Source organism: Methylocystis borbori, assembly GCF_036576025.1.
GTDB classification, from domain to species: Bacteria; Pseudomonadota; Alphaproteobacteria; order Rhizobiales; family Beijerinckiaceae; genus Methylocystis; species Methylocystis borbori.
Genome location: NZ_JAZHYN010000054.1, coordinates 1 through 18,338, shown reverse-complemented (window position 1 = coordinate 18,338; position 18,338 = coordinate 1). Strand labels below are relative to the sequence as shown.

Here is an 18,338-nt window from a genome sequence, read left to right as displayed (position 1 = left end):
GTCGGAGGGGCGCCCGAAGGCGCGGGCGTCGGCGCGGGCGCTGCGGGCGCGCAATTGCGGCGGATCGCGACGTCGCCAAGCGCGCCGCGGGCGTTCGGATCGTCGAAGCGATCGTCATAATCGACGAAATAACTTGCGAGCGGCGGCGCATTGGCCGGCCGGACAAGGTCCGCGCCATTGCCCTGCAAGCCATTGACATTCACCGGGCCCCCTTGGGCCAGTCGGGCGGCGAGACCGGAATCGGCGGAAACGCGCAACTGCTCTCCCGTCGCCCAAAGGAAGCCGTCGCAGGAAGCGCGATTAAGCTTGCCGGAAGGATCGTAGCCATAGCCGAGCGCGACGCCGCCATCGGCGTTTTTCATCTTGCCGGAGAAGCCGATCGCATATTCGTCGGGAGCCGCCTGCCAGGCGCCGCCTTCGTTTCCGGACGAGGCCGGCGCGTAACGCAGGACGCGTCCGATTCCGGGCTGCGCCAGCGCGACAAAGTCATAAGCGCCGGTCGGGGCGGCGCGCTCGGCCAGCAGCATGCGCCCCTGTTCGTCGAAGACGATCTTGGAGATTTCCGTCGCGCCCGCGCCGGGCGGAACCGTGACTTCGATACGCGCGTCGGGCGCGAATGAGCCGTCCGGCATGACGCCCACCGACCAGATCTGCAGGCCTTCCGCGACCGCGTAAAAAAGTCGGCCGGCGTGAATCGCGAGGCCAAAGACCCGCCGTTCGGGAGGCGCGTAGCCCCATGTCGCCGGGTCTTCGGTTCGGAACTGCGTGCTCGCGATATCGAGACGATTGGACGGATTGAACGGCGCCGCCGGCAGGCCGGCGCTCGGGCGCCCCTGCACGCCGTGGTCGTAGCGATTGCGTTCCGCCCCGGTCATGTCGAAACGGTGAATCATGCCCGTGCCGCGATCGGCGACAAACAGGTTGTTCGAGACGGCGTCGAAGGCGAGCCCGCCGAGCGCGGGGCCCGGATTTGGCGTCTGGTCGAGCATCACATTGGCGAACAGCCGCGTTTCGCCCGTCGCGCCGTCGATCCGCCAGATCGAGCCGGGGCCGCCTTGAAGCGTCGATGGGCCGAATAGTCCCGGCATGAAGCTCGCGTTGGGGGCGCCTTGCTTGGCTCGCACCGGCGCGCCCTCGCCGCTGGCGTTCGGCGCGACGATGGGCAGCCCGTAGGCCGAGGTCGCGGCGGCGTAAATATTCGGCGGAGAGGCATTGTCCAAAGCGACCGCGAACACTTGGCCAATCTGGCCGGCGGACAGAGTGAAGGGCTTTTGAGCCTGCAGCAGCTGCGTCCGCGGCGGCGCAAAGGGTCCCCGCAGATCGATGACGCGCAGCGCCGGCCCGTTAAGATCGATGAAGGTTTGGTCGGCGGGATTAGCCTGCGGCGCAATGAGCCGGGGCGCCGGCGCGCCGGAAAACCCCGTCGCTGCCGCATCGCCGTCGGCGACAACGCCGTTCGCCGACGCTTGCGCATAGGACGGGCCATAACTTGAGGCCAGCATAATGAGCGCCGCGGCAAATCCGCGCCATATCCGCAACCGCGCCGGAAGCGCCGCAAACAAGGCGCTGAAGAAAAATTGCTGCCCTTGGGTCATAATGGCGCGCTTTCAAATTATTTAACCGACATCCCCCCGGCGCGGCCCGAATATCGAACTAATTCTGCGCCGTCGTGTGCCGCTGAACAAGCCCGAGGTTGAATGCGCCGCACAACTTGCGCGAAGAAGTCCTTGGCGAGGCGCCATTGCTTTCCGCCGCGGCGCCAAAATCGGCCTATGGCGCAACGCCGAACTTAATGCGCGAACTGTCACACGGCCGTCTCATCGCCGCGCCATCTGCGCGCGATGCCCTATTTCCGCGCGCTCGCTTTCGTCGTCGCGATGACGGCGGCCTTCGTCTTTGTCGTTCCCGTGCAGGCGCTGGCGCGCCGGCGCGGCTGGCCGATCCAACATAAAATCCAGACAGGCTTCTGCCGCGTCATCTGCGCGATCATCGGCGTCAAGGTCGCGCCGACAGGCGCCCTGCCCCGACATGCGCCGCGCCTCGTCGTCGCGAACCATGTGTCATGGACCGACATCATCGCGCTCGCCAGCCTTCACCCTTTCGTCTTTCTGGCGAAAAGCGAAGTCGCGCGCTGGCCCGCGCTCGGCCTGCTCGCGCGGCTGCAGGGCACGGTTTTCGTCGCGCGCGGCGCGCGCCATGACGTCGCGCGGGTCAATGCGGCGCTCGCCGACGTGCTGCGCGCGGGCGGCGATCTCGTCGTCTTTCCCGAAGGCACGTCGAGCGACGGCGCTGGGGTCCTGCCGTTCCGCTCCGCGCATTTCGCCGCGCTCGAGGCGATGGCGGCGCAAGGCGAGGCGCCGGCGCTCGCGCCCGTGGCGATTTTTTATTCCGACGGCGTGAAGAAGATCGATGTCGGCTGGTATGGCGACATGACTTTCCTGCCGCATCTGTGGAGCCTGATGAAACGCGGCGGCGCGTCCTGCCATATTCTTTTTGGCGAAGAAGTCGCGACCATGGGCAAGGATCGCAAGACGCTCGCCACCGAGACTCGCGCGCATGTGCAAGAGCTGCTCGCGTCACATCGCGAAGCGGAAGGCTCAGACCCGCCCCTCGCCTTTCGAGACGCGAGCTTCGCGCGCTTGTCGGGGTGAGGGACTCACATGCCGCCGAGCGCGTGAGCGTCGATTCACATATGTCACTTCGTAAGATAAGGCAGCAAATCGGTGTGGTGACCGATCATTTTCCACTTGCCCTGCTCCAGCCGGTAGACGTTCGTCGCCCTTAGCCGCACGCGCTCGGTCTTGCCCATCGCATTGGTATTTTCGCCCTGCTCGTAGTTGTTAACCACAGCAAGGACATCGCCGACCACGGCGTGGGTCTCTATCGGCTCCACATGCCCGCCAAGTTTCAGCGCCGCTTGTAGATCCCATTCCTTGGAAACGTCCGCCCAGCCGATTTCAAAGCGCCCGCTCGGGCCCATGTAGCTCACGTCATCGGCATGCGACCAGACCTCGCGCATCGGCGCGACGTCCCCCACGAATAGATTGTTCAAGGCCGCGTAGAAGGCGCTATTGGCGGCCGCCAGGTCCGCTGCGTCGGCCGCCTCGACGGCGCGGGACGACAATATGCCCGCCGCGGCGACAGCCATCACGATTGCAAGCCTTCCGACGGAGCGAGTTTGCGTCATGGGAATCCCCATTCGTCAATGATTGAACGGAGAGAGTTGTATCACGGATTGAGGAAAGAGACTTGTGCCGCGTATCGCATATCGTCCTAACATAGCGACGGGCGCCGGTCTGGCTGTCGCATATTGGAGACGGCCCCTCGTCCTTCGAGACGCGCGCTCCAGTCAGAGGCGAACACTCGTCCTCTTGCAACCGCCGCAAGCAGTCCTCATCCTGAGGAGTCGCCGAAGGCGGCGTCTCGAAGGACGAGGACTGCGATGCGGATCGAGGGCGCGAGCGTCTATATTCTGCGCTGCGCCGACGGCAGTTACTACACGGGCCTCACGCGCAAAGAGATTGAAACCCGCATCAGCGAGCACAACGCCGGAATCAACGCGGACTATACGTCGCAGCGCAGGCCGGTGAAATTGGCTTGGTCTGCTCATTTCGAGTTGCTGACCGACGCCATCGCGATGGAACGGCGCATCAAGGGCTGGACCCGCGCCAAGAAAGAGGCGCTGATCCGCGGCGATTACGATGCGCTGCCGGCGTTGGCGGCGCGTAGAAATAAGAAAAGCGGTCCCAAGCCATCCTGAAGGGCCAACAAGCAGTCCTCATCCTGAGGAGCCGCTGAAAGCGGCGTCTCGAAGGACGAGGACTGCGCGATTCAGAATCCGCCGATCGTGCGTTCGATGCAGCTGTCGAATGTTCTCGCTCGCTGGTGACGGCCCCTCGTCCTTCGAGACGCGCGCTGCGCGCGCTCCTCAGGATGAGGGGCCTTGGTTGCGCAGCTGTTGAAGCTAAACGGCGCCTAACATTTGCGACCTCAAAACGCCAGCAAGCAGTCCTCATCCTGAGGAGCGCCCAAAGGGCGCGTCTCGAAGGACGAGGACTGCGCGATTTAGAATTGGCGCTTCACGATAAAGAGGCGATTGCTGCAAGCTAAAGACGGCCCCTCGTCCTTCGAGACGCCTGCTGCGCAGGCTCCTCAGAATGAGGGGCCTTGGTTTGCGCAGTGTGCAGAGCATGAGTGACGCGTCCGTTCGCGACCTTGAAGGGCCAACAAGCAGTCCTCATCCTGAGGAGCCGCTGAAAGCGGCGTCTCGAAGGACGAGGACTGCGCCATCGGAATTGGCGCATCACGAAAACGAGGACGTTGCTTGATTGGCGCAAGCTGGAGTCGGCCCCTCGTCCTTCGAGACGCGCGCTGCGCGCGCTCCTCAGGATGAGGGGCCTTGGATTGTGCAATGCGCAGAGTGTGAATGAGGTCCGCTCGCGACCTTGAAGGGCCAACAAGCAGTCCTCATCCTGAGGAGCCGCCGAAGGCGGCGTCTCGAAGGACGAGGACTGCGCTGCGGATCGAAGGAGCGAGTGTCTACGTCCTGTTTAGCGCCGATGCTCAAGTGGTATGAATTCCTTTCACTTCTTTTTCTTTGCGGTCTTGTGCTTTGCTTGCGCCAAGTCAGATCCCGCCACCGACTTCACGTCTCTCGAAGACGTCTTGCTTTTGAGAAGTTTTGCAGCTTTTGATGCGTCACGTTTCGATGTCGTCATTTTGGTCTCCGAATGACAGTCTGGCGCGATTTTTTGAGATTTCCGACTTCTCCTAATAACGTATCGATAACATTGCTCACGAACACCCCGTCGTGCTGCCGCACGTCTCGCATTTCAAACACGTCCCATTGCGCACGAGCGTGAAGTTGGCGCATTCGGGGCAGGCTTCGCCGACATAGCCTTTCATGCGCGCTTCGGCGCGTTTTTCGGCCATGCCCGTGACGGTCTTCGTCGGCTCGGTCCAGCCGAGCGTCGACAGCGCCTCCGCCTCATGCAGCATTTCCGGCGTCGGCTCCGCCTTTAACGCCGTCGCGCCGCCGCCTTGCACCACCATCAGCTTGTCGGTCTTGGAGCGCAGGAGGCCGCGCGAGACCGCCGAGTTCGTCTCCGGCGCCTTGCCTTCATGCTGACCCTTGCCGAGCACGTCATGGCCGATGTCCTCTGGCGAGACATGCGCGAGATCGTTGCGGCCAAGATAGGAGACGGCAAGCTCGCGGAACACATAGTCGAGGATCGAGGTCGCGTTCTTGATCGCGTCATTGCCCTGCACCGGCCCCGCGGGTTCAAATCGCGTGAAAGTGAAGGCGTCGACATATTCCTCGAGCGGCACGCCATATTGCAGGCCGAGCGAAATGGCGATGGCGAAATTATTCATCAGGCTGCGGAAGGCCGCGCCTTCCTTATGCATGTCGATGAAGATTTCGCCGATGCGGCCGTCGGCGTATTCGCCGGTGCGCAGATAGACCTTGTGGCCGCCGACCGCCGCCTTTTGCGTATAGCCCTTGCGCCGGTCGGGCAGCTTCTCGCGCTCGCGGATCACCTGATGCACGACGCGTTCGACGATGCGCTCGGCGACCTGCGCCGCGCGCGCCGGCATGCTCGCCGCGACAAGTTCCTCGACCTTGTCCTCTTCCTCGTCGTCGCCCGAGATGAGCTGCGAGGAGAGCGGCTGCGAGAGCTTGGAGCCGTCGCGATAGAGCGCGTTGGCTTTGAGGGCGAGGCGCCAGGACAGGAGATAGGCCTGTTCGCAATCCTCGATCGTCGCGTCATTCGGCATATTGATGGTCTTGGAGATCGCGCCCGAGATGAAGGGCTGCGCCGCCGCCATCATGCGGATATGCGACTCGACCGAGAGATAGCGCTTGCCCGTGCGCCCGCAGGGATTGGCGCAGTCGAAGACGCCGTAATGTTCGGGCTTGAGGAAGGGCGCGCCTTCAAGCGTCATCGCGCCGCAGATATGGACATTCGCCGCGTCGATGTCGGCGCGCGAGAAGCCAAGATGCGCAAGCAGGTCGAAATTCTTGTCGTCGAGCGATTCCGCCGGAACCTTCAAGGCGCCGGTGAGGAAATCCGCGCCGAGCGTCCATTTGTTGAAGACGAATTTGATGTCGAAAGCGGAAGGCAGCGCCGCCTCAATGGCGGCGATCTTGTCATCGGGGAAGCCCTTCGTGCGCAGGCTTGCGGTGTTGATCGCTGGCGCATTCGAAAGAGAGGCGTGGCCGACGGCGTAGGCCTCGATCTCGGCGATTTCGCTTTCGCGATAGCCGAGCGCGCGCAGGCCCTCGGGCACCGCGCGGTTGACAATCTTGAGATAGCCGCCGCCAGCGAGCTTCTTGAATTTCACGAGCGCGAAGTCGGGCTCGATGCCGGTCGTGTCGCAATCCATCACGAGGCCGATGGTGCCGGTCGGCGCGACCACCGTCACTTGCGCGTTGCGATAGCCGTAGCGCTCGCCCTGTTCGAGCGCTCTGTCCCAGGCGGCCGCGGCGCGCGCCATCAGCAGCGGATCGGGGCAAGCGGCTTTGTCGAGCGGCACGGGCGAGATCGCGAGCGCCTCATAGCCGGCGCGTTCGCCATGCGCGGCGCGGCGATGGTTGCGGATGACGCGCAGCATCGACTCGCGATTCTCCATGAAGCGCACAAAGGGGCCGCGCTCCTTGGCCATCTCGGCCGAGGTCGCGTAGCAGACGCCCGTCATGATCGCCGCAAGCGCGCCGGCGATGGCGCGGCCCGCTTCGCTGTCATAGGCGACGCCGGACGACATCAGGAGGCCGCCGACATTGGCGAAGCCGAGCCCGAGCGTGCGATAGTCGTAAGAAAGCTGCGCGATCTCTTTTGAAGGAAACTGCGCCATCAGCACGGAGATTTCGAGCACGACGGTCCACAGCCGCACGGCGTGTTCGTAAGAATCGACGTCGATGCGCTTCGTCTCATTGTCGCGGAACTGCAAGAGGTTGAGCGAGGCGAGATTGCAGGCCGTATCGTCGAGGAACATATATTCCGAGCACGGATTGGACGCGCGAATGGGGCCGCCCGCCGGGCAGGTGTGCCAATCGTTGATCGTCGTATGGAACTGGATGCCCGGATCGGCGGAGGCCCAGGCGGCGTAGCCGATCTTCTCCCACAGCTCGCGCGCCTTCAGCGTCTTCGAGACTTTGCCGTCGAGGCGCTTGACGAGATTCCAGTCGCCGTCCTTCTCGACCGCGTGCAGGAATTCGTCCGTCACCCGCACGGAATTGTTCGAGTTCTGGCCGGAGACGGTAAGATAGGCCTCGCTGTCCCAATCCGTGTCGTAAGTGTCGAAGGAAATCTCCTTATAGCCTTGCCTCGCGAATTGGATGACGCGCTTGATGTAATTATCCGGCACGTCGCTCCTGCGCGCGAGCTTGATCTCGCGCTTCAAGGCCGGATTGATCTCGGGGTTGAAGCAATCATCGCCATGCCCCTCGCAATTCACGCAGGCGCGCATGATCGCCTTCAAATGCTTCTTGACGATCTTGGAGCCGGTGACGAGCGAAGCGACCTTCTCCTCCTCCTTCACCTTCCAGTCGATGAATTGCTCGATGTCGGGATGGTCGATGTCGACGACGACCATTTTCGCCGCGCGGCGCGTCGTGCCGCCGGATTTGATCGCGCCCGCCGCGCGGTCGCCGATCTTGAGGAAGGACATGAGGCCCGAGGAGGAGCCGCCGCCCGAAAGCTTCTCCTTCTCGCCGCGCAGCTTCGAGAAATTGGTGCCGGTGCCGGAGCCATATTTGAAGAGCCGCGCCTCGCGCACCCAGAGATCCATAATGCCGCCGTCGTTGACGAGATCGTCCTCGATCGACTGGATGAAGCAGGCGTGCGGCTGCGGATGCTCATAGGCCGACTTCGACTTCACCATCTTGCCATTGGCGTAGTCGACGTAGAAATGTCCCTGGCTCGGCCCGTCGACGCCGTACGCCCAGTGCAGGCCGGTGTTGAACCATTGCGGCGAATTGGGCGCGGCCATTTGCATGGCGAGCATGTAGCGAAGCTCGTCGCTGAACGCCGCCGCGTCCTCCTCGCTATCGAAATAGCCGCCTTTCCAGCCCCAATAAGTCCAGGCGCCGGCGAGCCGGTCGAAGACCTGCTTGGCTGAGATTTCGGAAACGTAACGCTCCTGCTTGGGGAGGTCGGAGAGCGCATCGGCGTCCACGACCGAGCGCCACAGAAAGGAGGGGATCGTATTCTCCTCGACGCGCTTCAGCCGCGCCGGCACGCCGGCCTTGCGGAAATATTTCTGCGCCAGAACGTCGGCCGCGACCTGGCTCCATTGCGCGGGGACCTCGATATTGTCGAGGGAGAAGACGATGGAGCCGTCGGGATTGCGGATTTCGCTTTTCGTCGTGCGAAATTCGATATTCGCATAGGGAGACTCGCCCGCCTTGGTGTAGCGCCGCTCGATCTTCATTTCCTTATCCCCTCAAAGCGCAGGCTTCGCCCGCGCGAAGCCGCTCGCCGGCCCGCGACAATTGTCCGCCAATCCAAAGACTCGAAAGACGCGCGTCCCCCGCCCGCGGAAAGCGTTCCGCGACTTAAAGACGCGCCAAAACGAGGAATACTTTCACGCAAGGCGACGCTCACGTCCGGCTGGCGCCGGGCACGGCCGAACTCCCTTGGGAATGTTCGCCGCGTCGTCATTCCGTGATGCCTCCAGACTGCGCGAGTCTTCCGACGGCGTCAAGATGTAGTGGTCAAAAATTAATAGAACGACAATATGTGGAGAATTTAGTGGATATTGGGGAAAATTCCAGTCGGGCCCCAAGGCAGGGTCGACCATCTTGCGAGATTCGGCAAGGGCGACTTTCGGAGACGCTCGCGACCCCTCTCCAGGATGAGGAAAACTATTCGCAGGCCTTCGCCGGCGCAGCTTTTAAGATGAAGTCGCGGTTCTCCGCGTCGGCGGGGCTAAGATAGAGAAACGGCCCCGCATCCGAGCCCGTCTGCGGCAGTTCGAGAAGCTCGACGACCTTGACGGCCAATCCCTCGGGGCGCGCCTCGATGCGGAAGCGGCCGTCATGCGCGCCCTCGATCCGGCAAAAGCGCAGGCCCGGCGCTTTCGTCTTGCAGGCCCTGGTTTCGGCGGCGGAATCCGAGCCGTTGCAGACGAGGCTCTCTCCTTCCGCCCAGCAGACGCCGAGCGAATCGAAGCTCGTCCGCTGCGTCCCCGCCCATATCTGGAGGATGGCGTCGGCGACGGGCGGATTGGCGCCGCCTTCGGATTTCGGGACGGACGTCGGGCCGAGCTTGAGCCGCGCATGGCGCACGAACTGGCCGCGATGCGTTTTGAGATGGTCCGCGTCATAGACGCGCTCGTAACAGCCGGCGCGCGGCGCCTCGGCTAGCGCCACAGCCGTCATCGCCGCCAGAAGCGTCGCGGCGACGCCAAAACCCTGTTTCATCTTCATGCCATCCCTCAAAGTTTTGAAGGACGGCGAAACTATGTCGGGCGTTCTCCGTCGGGCTGACGCGAGCGCTCAACATCGGCGCGTCACAAAAGCTTCGCCTCGCCGTGATCTTCAGAAAGACGGCCCGCAGCGGAGCGAATCGCGAAATGTGGACGATCAACGCGGATTTCGGTCAAACGATCTTCGCCCTTGCAAAGTTTCCGCAGCCTGGTTTGAAGAACCCCAAAATTGCCGACGCGGCGCGCTACGAAACGCTTGCGCGGCTCGGCGCTTTTGAGGCGCGGCTCGCGCGCGGCAAGAAGGAAATCCGCAAGGCGCAGCGTCTGCGCTACGAGGTCTTCTACAAGGAAGGCGGCGCTATTCCCGACGCGCGCACGGCCTTCACGCGCCGCGACGCCGACCGCTTCGACAGCTTCTGCGATCATCTCATCGTCATCGATCACGCCGCAACGACCCGGCGCGGCAAGATCAAGCCGAAAATCGTCGGCGCCTATCGGCTGCTGCGGGGCGACATGGCGGCGAAGGCCGGCGGATTCTATTCGGAAGGCGAATATGACATTGCGCCGCTCATCGCGCGCCACGCCGGCAAGCGCGTCCTGGAGCTCGGACGCTCCTGCGTGCTCGCGCCCTATCGCGGCAAGCGCGTGATCGAGGTCTTGTGGCGCGGCCTTCTCGCCTATGTGCTGGCGAACGACATCGACGTGATGTTCGGCTGCGCCAGCTTTCCCGGCGCCAATCCGCTCCTCCATGCGCAGGCGCTGAGCTATCTTGCGCATTTCGCGCCGGCGGAAGAGGCGTGGCGCGTCAGCGCGCGGCGCGAGCTGCATGTGCCGATGCGCATGCTCGCGCGCGAGGCGCTCGATCCGCGCAAGGCGCGCGACGCGCTGTCGCCGCTCATCAAAGGCTATCTCAAGGTCGGGGCGCGTTTCGGCGACGGCGCGGTCGTGGATCGCAAATTCAATACGACCGACGTTTTCGTCGTGATGCCGATCGACAGGATCGACGCGCGCTATCTCGACTTTTTCGGCGGCGCGCATCACCGCCGCGCGGCATAGAACGCCTTCCAAAACCCAGCGTAAACGCCATTGGGCGCTCATCCTTTAAGACGCGAGTTCGCTCGCGCCTCAGGACGCGGACTGCTGGCGGTCGCCGCAAGCTCCAGGTATTAAACTCGCCTTTTGGCGACCCCAGCGTCGAACCTCGCAGCGGTGGCGCCGATTTTTCATGCATGCTCGCTTTCCGACAGGGGGTGGACCAGCCCAATGCAGAGCAAGCCTGACAGCGACGACTACCTCGCCCTTTTCGGCCGTTACAAGGAAGATTTCGGGGATGTCTATATGGACCCCGAGGACGAAAGGTTCAGGCTGCTGTTCGATCAGATCTGCCGCATGCTGACGCAGCCCTCTCCCTTCAATCTCAGCCTGCCTGAGCAGTTCCGGACGACCGCCTCCCGCTATCTCGCAGGCGATCCCCACACGCTTGCCCATATGAAGACGATCGAGAACCGCCATTTCATGCTGAGCGACCTCTTCGACTACATCCATCTCGTCAAGACGATGGGCGGCTCCTGGGATCAGCGCGGGCGATAATCCAACGCGAAAACCGTCACGGCCCGTTCAGCGCAGCAGCGCGTCGATCGCCCCGCATTCCGCGGGGCTGAGGCGAAAATCGAAGATGGCGAGGTCCTGCGCCATATGCTCCTTGGATGAAGTGCCGGTGAGGCACACAATGTCCGATTGGGTCAGATAGCGGAAAAAAAGCTGTGCGGCGGTTCGCTCATATTTAGCGGCGATCTCGACGAGAGGGGGCTCGGCCAGGACCTTGGGATTGGCGGTCAGCGTCCAGAAGCTCTGATAGAGAACGCCATGGTCGCGGCAAAAGGCGCGGATATCCCGGTCGTAATGGGTTTCGGCATAGAACCGGTTCTGAAGCACCGCGGGCTTGATCTGCGCTTTCCGATAGATGGCCTTTAGCCTCTTCAACTCATAGCAATTGCTGACGCCCAATTGGCGCACGCCGCCCTGCTCGCAAAGGCCTTCCATGGCCCGCCATACCTCGAAGGTGTGCTTGTCCTTGGGATAGGGAGAGTGGAGGACGAGGCCGTCGAGATAATCCGTGCGGAGGTTGAGCAGCGACGCCTGGAACGACTGCCGCACCTGCTCGCTCAAGCTCGCCTTGGGGTCGTAGGGGACATTGTCGGGGTCCTGTCCCTTGAAGGGCGTGAATTTGGTTTGGAGATAGATCTCCGAGCGCTTCAGCCCCTCGCCCAATGCGGCGGAAAGCCCCGCGCCGACCCCGGCCTCGTCGTAATGCCTGGGCTGGCAAGCGGTGTCGACGCCGCGAAAGCCCGAACGCAGCGCCAATTCCACCAAAGCTGCGGTGCGCTCCTTTTTCCAGGCCGTGCCGTAAATGATCCGGGGCATCACGACCCCATAGGCGGAAACGATCCGATCTTCTTCGCCTTGCACAGAGACGGCGCGCCCGGTCGCCGCGCTCACGATCGGGCCGGCGCCATTTCGGCGAAGACCGTCAGCACGCCGGTGTAGCCGTATAAATGGTGACGGGCGATCTCTCCGCCCGCGAAAAAGCCGATGAGAGGCGCGTCGCCCAGCGCCTGACGGACCATCTCAAATTCCGCATGGGGTTGGCCGAAATGCGGACCGCCTCGTCCCGAACAGCTAATGTACAAAGCGCCCCGAACCCCGCCGGCGGACTCGGCCTGAGCCCGCACCTCCCCGATGATGCGCAGCAGATCGTGCTTCGCGGCTTCCGCATTGCGCTTGCAGAACGCCAGCTGCATGCCGGCCTTGATCTGCTCCGCGATCACCAGCAGCCCGCCCTTGCGCCCGACGCCGACGATATGGCGCACCTCCGTATTGGCGCCGAATTGGCCCGGCCGGGCCGAGGCGTCCTCGCCGGCGTCGACCAGCCCCGCGAGAGTCTCTGCCAATTCCGCCCGCAACTCCGGGTCGGGGACTTCGGGGCTGAGCCCCAAATCCTCCAGCGCGCAGTCGAGCGCGCGAGCATTGTCCAGCGTGACGAGATAATTGCCTTCCGCGCGGGTGATGGCGCGCTGCGGCCCAATGGGCTGGCAGCCCTGGGTGACGCGGGAGAACACAGGCGTCTCGGGGCCGAACGCCACGCCGGAGAGGCCGCCGAGCAGCACCTCATCGGCAAAGCAGAGGGGTTGATTTCTGGCCGAGGAAAGACCGCCGAACAAATAGCCGGTGGCGGTTTTTTCGCTCAATTCCTTGAGCTGGATCGGCAGATCGGGGTTTGAGCCATCGGCGTGGACGAGCGCGGTAAAGGCTTCGAAGCCGTTCGCGCCGGCTTCCAGCGGCTTCTGGCCGGAAAAGACCTTGAAGGATTCTGGCGGCAGATCCGCCAGCATGAGCGCCATGCCTGGCTCGTCGAAATATTCCACCGAGTCCGCGCCGACCCCAACCCCCACCGCGCCCACCCAATGGACCTCGGGCAGACGCTGCTGGAGCGAATCCAAAATATTTCCCGCGGCGGGCGTGTAATGGTCGGTAAGATAACACCAGCCCAGTTTGGGCCGGGCGCCGTCTTGCAGTTGAGAGCCGATCTGCGCCCAGCAGGAGCCAAGGGCGACTTTCCAATCGGCGCCGCCGGCATGGGCGGATATGAATTTGCTCATGCCGCGGCTCTCCCCGGATTGATGACATTCAATCCAACATGACGTGCGCTTTTAGCAACGACTGTGCCGTTTTAACCGCGTCGCGCCCGATCAACGTCCCGCGCTTGTCGCGGGCATCGACGGAAAGACGTGTGGCTCAATCGGCAAAGGCGATGAATGTGAAGTCCGGCCTCATCCCCGTCCCTCGGGCGGAAACCTTGAATCAGCTCCCCGTGCGGCCGGCGAGCGAAGCCGCCCTTTCGCGCAAGGCGTCGTAGATCGGGGCGTTGCGCAGAAGGGCGGCGGTGGCCATCGCCGAAAAACAGGCGGCGAGCATCGGCAGAAGCAGCTCCGAACTCCCGGTCATTTCTGTGATGAGGATCATGCCCGTGAGCGGCGCCCGCACGACGGCGGAAAAAAACGCCGCCATGCCGACGATCGCGAACATCGCCGCATGCGTCTCGGCCTCCGGCGAACCGGCGAAGAGCAGCAGGCCAAAGAAGGCGCCGAGCTGAGCGCCGAGCACCAGCAGCGGCGCGAACAGCCCGCCCGGCGTGCCCGCGGCGTAGGAGACGGCGCCGAGAACGAACCGAAGCAGAAACACGAGCGAAAGCGCGAGAAGCGTGAACCCGCCGTCGATGGTTTTCTGCGTGAGGGCGCCGCCGTCGCCGACGAGCCCGGGCGCGAACCAGGCGAGCGCGCCGACCGCCGCGCCGATCAGCGCGGCTTTGATCTCCGCGGGCCATCGCGACAGGCGATCCGTCATGTCGAGGGCGCCGATCACGGCCGCGCTATAGGCGACGCTCATGACGCCTGCCGCGACGCCGAGGCCGAGACAAAGCAGATTATCGATGGCGGTCGGCGCGAAGCGCGACGGCGACGCGAATTCGGGCGACGCGCCGTCGATGAGGCGCACGACGAAGATCGCGGCGACAGAAGCGCCGAGCGCGGCGGTCGCATGGCGCATGTCGAAACGGCGCAGCAGCTCCTCCAGCACGAAGGCGGAGCCGGCGAGCGGCGCATTGAAGGCCGCCGCGAGGCCTGCTCCCGCCCCCGCCGCCAGCAGCGATTGCGAGTCGCGCCAATCGCAGCGGAAGAGCTTTCCAACGTAAAAGGCGCAGGTCGCCCCCATTTGCACGAGCGGCCCCTCGCGCCCGAGCGCGAGGCCCGCGCCGATGGCCAACAGGCCGCCGATGAATTTCACCGGCAGAAGCGCGAAGGGCGCCGGCGGGGACTCGCCCGCGATCACCGATTCGACATGCGGAATGCCGCTGCCCGCGGCCGACGGGACGATGCGGCGAACGAGCCCGGCGCTGAAGCCGGCGGCGACGGCCGCGCCGAGGATAAGGGAGGCGCAGCCGAGCATCGGCCGCTCGGCGAGCCAGTCGGGGACGGCGGCCCGAAAGCGCTGGGCCTGATCGAGCGCGATCCGGAACAGGCCGCACACGACGCCAATGCCGAGGCCGGAAGCGACCGACAGGAGCCCGAGAGGCAAAAGGCCGACAAGGTCGGCGGAGGGCTCGCCGCGCGTCGAGGCGATGGGGTTCGCCGCCTCCCCTTTCGCCGCCTCGGCGGGTCGCGCCATTTCAGTCCCGAAGCCGGTCTCGATCAGAATTTCATTGGGGCCGCCGACAAGCACGAGCCGTTCGCCGCCTAGCTCGCGCTGGATGACAAGGCGTCGACGGCCGCCGAGCTCCAAGGCTTCGATAGTCTCCGCCGACGTGGCGAGTTCCTCGTCCTCGGCCCCTTTTTGAGGCGGCGGGGAGGACCGAAAAGCGAAACGGAACAGGGTGCGCCCGGCCAGAGCCGGGGCCAATCCAGCGAATGGCTTTCGCGGTTCGGGACCGTCGGGGGATTCGGACATCCGCTGCTCGTATCAAGAAGCCAAGCGATGGGCGTAAGTCGTTTTCACGGACACCGCGAGTCCAATAAGCGACTAGTTCTCGTCCTCGCCCAAAATCGCCGGAAAATCTCGCCGCTCGTGTAGCACGCGCACGACCTGCGCCTCATCTCCATGGATCCGATAGAAAATCGTGTGCGGATGAACCAATAGCGAGCGCAATCCTGCGCGCAACTCGTCCCGATCGCGGCCTGGCAACGGATCCTGTTCGAGTCGAGTCGCCGCTGTAGCGATCTCGCGCACGATTCGATCCGCCAATTCGGCCGAAACGACGCGCGCGTAGTAACGCCAAATGTCTTGCAGATCGTCCGTCGCGCGGGGGGGGCCAGACGAGCGTCCTAGCCCTTTGCATGCTCTGCGCGAGCTTTCTCGATCAACGTCTCAATATCGAGCGGCCGGCCGAGCCCGGCGTCGAGTTCGCTCAAGCCCAGGTCGATCGCGGCGCGCAGGCGAGACAAGACTTCGATCCGGTCAAGCAATTCGCGCGCGATCTTCTCTCGCGCCGGCTCCGGCAGCGCGGAGGCTTTTGAAAAGGCAAAATCGAGCGTGTCTTTCATCGCCATAGGCTAGCACGGCGTCCCAAGCGACAAAAGCGCGCCTGTGGCTGCGACAGGCGGGATAATGCGGCGCCGCAGCACAGACTCCCCAGTTTTCTGCGGGCCCTGCATCTTGAAAGCCCTCGCTTCCGCTCCCTTTATCGAATGAGGAGCGCGCGAGGGCTTGCAGCGATATCGGCCGCGTCGCTCCCGGAGGGACGCCATGGAAACCAAGGAACCCATCACGCCTGAGGAGCGCCGCGAATTTCGCGAAGTGGTCGGCCTGTTCGACACGGTGGACAATCTGCAATCGGCGATCGACGATCTGCTGACCCGCGGTTTCGACCGTTCGGAAATCAGCCTGCTCGCCGAGGACGAGTCAACGCGCGAGCAAGTCGGCGCGAAACGCTCGGTCGAACTCGAGGACAATCCAAAAACGCCGCGCATCCCTTATCTCGAAGCCGAGTCGCTCAATGAAGGCAAGGCTTCCCTCGTCGGCATCCTGTTTTACGTCGGCGCCATCGTCGGCGCTCTTGTGGTCTGGACGACGCGCGGCGCTTTCGCCGAGTCGATCTTCGCCGGCGTGCTGACAGGTCTCGTCGCCGCGCTTATCGGCATCGGCGTGACCAAGCTCATCGGCGGACGCCAGCGCAGCTGGGCGCGTTCGCAGCTGGAGCGCGGCGGGCTTCTGCTCTGGGCGCGGACCTTCACCGCCGAGCGCGAGCGCGCCGCGATCGACGCCATGCAGCGCAACGGCGGTCATGACGTGCATGTCCATACGGCGGCGGCCTGAACGGAAAAATTGAACCCGAGCGGCGGCGTTCGGCGCTTGCGGCGAGAACGCCCCGCAAACATAAGCCGAACCTTTGGCGAAGAGCGTTAACTAAGCTTGTCAGCGCGCGAATAACGACCTAGCCTCAAGAGATTAGGCGTCGCCTGACGCCCATTTCCCGGCATGGCGGCGTCATGCGAGCGGCCGTTATTTTGGCTTTTTGCATTGCTGTTTACATTGCTGTCGCCTCAAACGGGCCGGCGCGCGCGGGCGCCTTCCTCTATCCCGAAGGCCGCGGCCAGATCATCGTCACGACGACCTTCGCCGACGCCCGCAAGGCCTATGACGCGCGCGGGCGACTGATCGAGACGCCCTCCTACGGCAAGTTCGAAACCCGCGCCTATCTGGAGCATGGCCTCACCGATTGGCTCACGCTCGTCGGCGAAGGAAGCTATATGAATTTTCGCGGCGCGGCGTCGCGTTTCGATCATCTCAATCTGTTGATCGACGAAGCCAAGGCCGGCATGCCGCTCTCGCTTCAGCCGCCGGCGGGGCCGCGCTATGAAGGGCTGGGCCTTGGCGCCTTCGGCGCGCGCATCCGGCTTTTCGCCTTTGGCGACTATATCGTCTCCCTTGAAGGCTCGCTGCGCGCGGCCTCGCCGGCGGCGCGACGCTTTCTCGACATGCGCGACGCGCTCCAGCCCGACGCCCGGCTTCTCGTCGGGCGGCCTTTCGAATTTTTTGGCCTGCCTGGATTTTTCGACGCGCAGATCGGCTATCGCGCGCGCGGCCAGAACGGGGACGAGATCCGCGCCGACTTCTCCGGGGGCCTGCGGCCGCTGCCCTGTCTGCTGGTGCTGGCGCAAAGCTTCTCGGCCATCGCGCCGAGAGGCGGCGCAGCCGGCGTCATGGCCGCGCAGAAATTCCAACTGAGCGCCATTTTCGACGCGACCGCGTCGCTCTCTCTGCAACTCGGCGCCATCGCCGCCCTCGGCGGCGTCAATTCGCCGGCCGAACGGGGCCTGGTCAGCGCGCTCTGGTGGCGGTACTGAGCGGTCAGTCCGCGATCGGCTCGACTTTCACGCGCGCGACGCCGGCCGAACGAAAGCCGAGCGTGTCGGCCGCCTGCGCCGAAACGTCGATGACCCGTCCCCCGGTGAAAGGGCCGCGGTCGTTGATGATCACAACCACCGAACGATTATTGCGCAAATTGGTCACCCGCACGCGCGAGCCGAACGGCAGGCTGCGATGCGCCCCGGTGTAAGCGCCAACATGCGCGCCGCTCGCGGTGCGGCCCTTGAGCGCGTAATAGGAAGCCTTGCCTATCCATTCACGCGACTCAGCGCTGGCCGTCACGCCCATGGCAGCGGCGCATAACGCGACGACTCCCGACGTCAGTTTTCTCAAAACATCCTCCTCCTGTTGCGCGGCTTTCGCCGCATGCCACAACTCCCTTGTGACGTATAGACGATGATTGGCAAGATAAAGGCTGGAGCTAGAGGAGCTTATCTGCGCTTAATCAGCCTACACTTGTCGCCATCAAAAAATTTATCGCGGCATATATTGGCCTTCGCTTCCCCTGATGAACAGCCATTCATCGCGTAGTTATCGTGTCTAAACGATAATTATAGCAAAATATGCTGTGGCAAGCTTTGCTTAATCGAAAAAGATAAAGCCAGCTATTTTCGACGCGAAGGGATGGCGATGCGCGTCCAGCGGCGCTCCCCGCGCCTCGCTTGATTTGCCCTTTCCGGGCGCGATTTATCCAGTCGGCGGGGTTGGCGGCGGTTCGGGCGCGGCTAAGACCCGCGCGCGCATTTCCGTCCGTCAGCGTCTTCGGAAAGAAACCGGGAGCTGGAAATGTTGCACAAAAGACTGGTGGCGGCCGTTGCGACGGCCGCGTTAATGGGCGGCCTCGTCGCGACAACGGAGGTCGCCCAAGCGCAGTTTCACGGCGGCGCGAATATTGGCGGGGGCGGCTTCCGCGGCGGGGGCTTCGGCGGCGGGGGCTTCGGCGGCGGATTTGGCCGCGGCGGCTTTGGCGGCTTTCGCGGCGGGATCGCCTC

The 18,338-nt window shown here is 63.8% G+C and carries 15 protein-coding genes and 2 pseudogenes; 7 read left to right on the top strand and 10 right to left on the bottom strand.

What is annotated here, in order from left to right; translation table 11 throughout:
• On the bottom strand, window positions 1–1,502 hold a 1,502-nt coding region (locus V3H18_RS14385), incomplete at its 3' end, for an NHL repeat-containing protein (RefSeq protein WP_332082762.1).
• Window positions 1,503–1,841: 339 nt separating this feature from the next.
• On the opposite strand from V3H18_RS14385, the gene V3H18_RS14380 reads away from it, so the two are divergent.
• Entirely contained in the window at window positions 1,842–2,651 is an 810-nt protein-coding gene (locus V3H18_RS14380) for a lysophospholipid acyltransferase family protein (RefSeq protein WP_332082761.1), read from the top strand.
• A 44-nt stretch (window positions 2,652–2,695) separates the two neighbouring features.
• On the opposite strand, the gene V3H18_RS14375 is transcribed toward V3H18_RS14380, so the two are convergent.
• Window positions 2,696–3,187 (bottom strand): YybH family protein, encoded by a 492-nt coding sequence (locus tag V3H18_RS14375; RefSeq protein WP_332082760.1) that lies wholly within the window; start codon window positions 3,185–3,187, stop codon window positions 2,696–2,698.
• 255 nt (window positions 3,188–3,442) lie between these two features.
• On the opposite strand from V3H18_RS14375, the gene V3H18_RS14370 reads away from it, so the two are divergent.
• Window positions 3,443–3,760, top strand: coding sequence for a GIY-YIG nuclease family protein (locus V3H18_RS14370; RefSeq protein ID WP_332082759.1), 318 nt, complete (start codon window positions 3,443–3,445; stop codon window positions 3,758–3,760).
• A 1,034-nt stretch (window positions 3,761–4,794) separates the two neighbouring features.
• Here the strand turns inward: V3H18_RS14370 and V3H18_RS14365 are convergent.
• On the bottom strand, window positions 4,795–8,430 hold the full coding sequence (locus V3H18_RS14365; protein WP_332082758.1) for a vitamin B12-dependent ribonucleotide reductase: 3,636 nt from the start codon (window positions 8,428–8,430) through the stop codon (window positions 4,795–4,797).
• Between the two features lie 433 nt (window positions 8,431–8,863).
• Window positions 8,864–9,427 (bottom strand): hypothetical protein, encoded by a 564-nt coding sequence (locus tag V3H18_RS14360; RefSeq protein WP_332082757.1) that lies wholly within the window; start codon window positions 9,425–9,427, stop codon window positions 8,864–8,866.
• Between the two features lie 146 nt (window positions 9,428–9,573).
• On the opposite strand from V3H18_RS14360, the gene V3H18_RS14355 reads away from it, so the two are divergent.
• Window positions 9,574–10,482, top strand: a complete 909-nt coding sequence (locus tag V3H18_RS14355; protein ID WP_332082756.1) for a GNAT family N-acetyltransferase — start codon at window positions 9,574–9,576, stop codon at window positions 10,480–10,482.
• 207 nt (window positions 10,483–10,689) lie between these two features.
• Entirely contained in the window at window positions 10,690–11,016 is a 327-nt protein-coding gene (locus V3H18_RS14350; protein WP_332082755.1) for a hypothetical protein, read from the top strand.
• 27 nt (window positions 11,017–11,043) lie between these two features.
• Here V3H18_RS14350 and V3H18_RS14345 read toward each other — a convergent pair whose 3' ends face one another.
• The 5 genes and pseudogenes from V3H18_RS14345 to V3H18_RS14325 all read right to left on the bottom strand — a co-directional run bounded on the left by V3H18_RS14345 (window position 11,044) and on the right by V3H18_RS14325 (window position 15,527).
• On the bottom strand, window positions 11,044–11,925 hold the full coding sequence (locus V3H18_RS14345; RefSeq protein ID WP_332082754.1) for an aldo/keto reductase family protein: 882 nt from the start codon (window positions 11,923–11,925) through the stop codon (window positions 11,044–11,046).
• Window positions 11,922–13,085, bottom strand: a complete 1,164-nt coding sequence (locus V3H18_RS14340) for an FIST signal transduction protein (RefSeq protein ID WP_332082753.1) — start codon at window positions 13,083–13,085, stop codon at window positions 11,922–11,924. Before V3H18_RS14340 ends, V3H18_RS14345 begins: the two co-directional genes overlap by 4 nt.
• A 202-nt stretch (window positions 13,086–13,287) precedes the next feature.
• Window positions 13,288–14,928: a ClC family H(+)/Cl(-) exchange transporter gene (locus V3H18_RS14335; protein WP_332082752.1), complete on the bottom strand. Its 1,641-nt coding sequence runs from the start codon at window positions 14,926–14,928 to the stop codon at window positions 13,288–13,290.
• A gap of 72 nt (window positions 14,929–15,000) precedes the next feature.
• A pseudogene (locus V3H18_RS14330) lies at window positions 15,001–15,273 on the bottom strand (type II toxin-antitoxin system RelE/ParE family toxin); the annotation flags it as partial.
• 29 nt (window positions 15,274–15,302) lie between these two features.
• Window positions 15,303–15,527 carry a hypothetical protein gene (locus V3H18_RS14325; RefSeq protein WP_332082751.1) on the bottom strand — a complete coding sequence of 75 codons (225 nt, stop codon included), beginning with the start codon at window positions 15,525–15,527 and terminating at the stop codon, window positions 15,303–15,305.
• 196 nt (window positions 15,528–15,723) lie between these two features.
• Here V3H18_RS14325 and V3H18_RS14320 point away from each other — a divergent pair, with 196 nt between their 5' ends.
• The gene (locus V3H18_RS14320) at window positions 15,724–16,293 is read left to right on the top strand and encodes a hypothetical protein (RefSeq protein ID WP_332082750.1); all 570 of its coding nucleotides are present in this window, start codon (window positions 15,724–15,726) and stop codon (window positions 16,291–16,293) included.
• Between the two features lie 173 nt (window positions 16,294–16,466).
• A complete protein-coding gene (locus tag V3H18_RS14315) occupies window positions 16,467–17,324 on the top strand; it encodes a hypothetical protein (RefSeq protein WP_332082749.1) in 858 nt (285 codons plus the stop codon).
• 4 nt (window positions 17,325–17,328) lie between these two features.
• Here the strand turns inward: V3H18_RS14315 and V3H18_RS14310 are convergent, their stop codons facing one another.
• Window positions 17,329–17,634 carry a septal ring lytic transglycosylase RlpA family protein gene (locus V3H18_RS14310; protein WP_332082763.1) on the bottom strand — a complete coding sequence of 102 codons (306 nt, stop codon included), beginning with the start codon at window positions 17,632–17,634 and terminating at the stop codon, window positions 17,329–17,331.
• Window positions 17,635–18,132: 498 nt separating this feature from the next.
• Between V3H18_RS14310 and V3H18_RS14305 the strand changes: the two are divergent.
• Window positions 18,133–18,338 (top strand): annotated as a pseudogene (locus tag V3H18_RS14305) (hypothetical protein); the annotation flags it as partial.

Bases quoted from the DNA above. Each gene is read 5' to 3' on its own strand.
- V3H18_RS14365 (WP_332082758.1), bottom strand. From the start codon at position 8,430: ATGAAGATCGAGCGGCGCTACACCAAGGCGGGCGAGTCTCCCTATGCG.
- V3H18_RS14310 (WP_332082763.1), bottom strand. From the start codon at position 17,634: ATGGGCGTGACGGCCAGCGCTGAGTCGCGTGAATGGATAGGCAAGGCT.
- V3H18_RS14360 (WP_332082757.1), bottom strand. From the start codon at position 9,427: ATGAAGATGAAACAGGGTTTTGGCGTCGCCGCGACGCTTCTGGCGGCG.
- V3H18_RS14355 (WP_332082756.1), top strand. From the start codon at position 9,574: ATGTGGACGATCAACGCGGATTTCGGTCAAACGATCTTCGCCCTTGCA.
- V3H18_RS14320 (WP_332082750.1), top strand. From the start codon at position 15,724: ATGGAAACCAAGGAACCCATCACGCCTGAGGAGCGCCGCGAATTTCGC.
- V3H18_RS14325 (WP_332082751.1), bottom strand. From the start codon at position 15,527: ATGGCGATGAAAGACACGCTCGATTTTGCCTTTTCAAAAGCCTCCGCG.
- V3H18_RS14335 (WP_332082752.1), bottom strand. From the start codon at position 14,928: ATGTCCGAATCCCCCGACGGTCCCGAACCGCGAAAGCCATTCGCTGGA.
- V3H18_RS14315 (WP_332082749.1), top strand. From the start codon at position 16,467: ATGCGAGCGGCCGTTATTTTGGCTTTTTGCATTGCTGTTTACATTGCT.
- V3H18_RS14350 (WP_332082755.1), top strand. From the start codon at position 10,690: ATGCAGAGCAAGCCTGACAGCGACGACTACCTCGCCCTTTTCGGCCGT.
- V3H18_RS14375 (WP_332082760.1), bottom strand. From the start codon at position 3,187: ATGACGCAAACTCGCTCCGTCGGAAGGCTTGCAATCGTGATGGCTGTC.
- V3H18_RS14340 (WP_332082753.1), bottom strand. From the start codon at position 13,085: ATGAGCAAATTCATATCCGCCCATGCCGGCGGCGCCGATTGGAAAGTC.
- V3H18_RS14380 (WP_332082761.1), top strand. From the start codon at position 1,842: ATGCCCTATTTCCGCGCGCTCGCTTTCGTCGTCGCGATGACGGCGGCC.
- V3H18_RS14370 (WP_332082759.1), top strand. From the start codon at position 3,443: ATGCGGATCGAGGGCGCGAGCGTCTATATTCTGCGCTGCGCCGACGGC.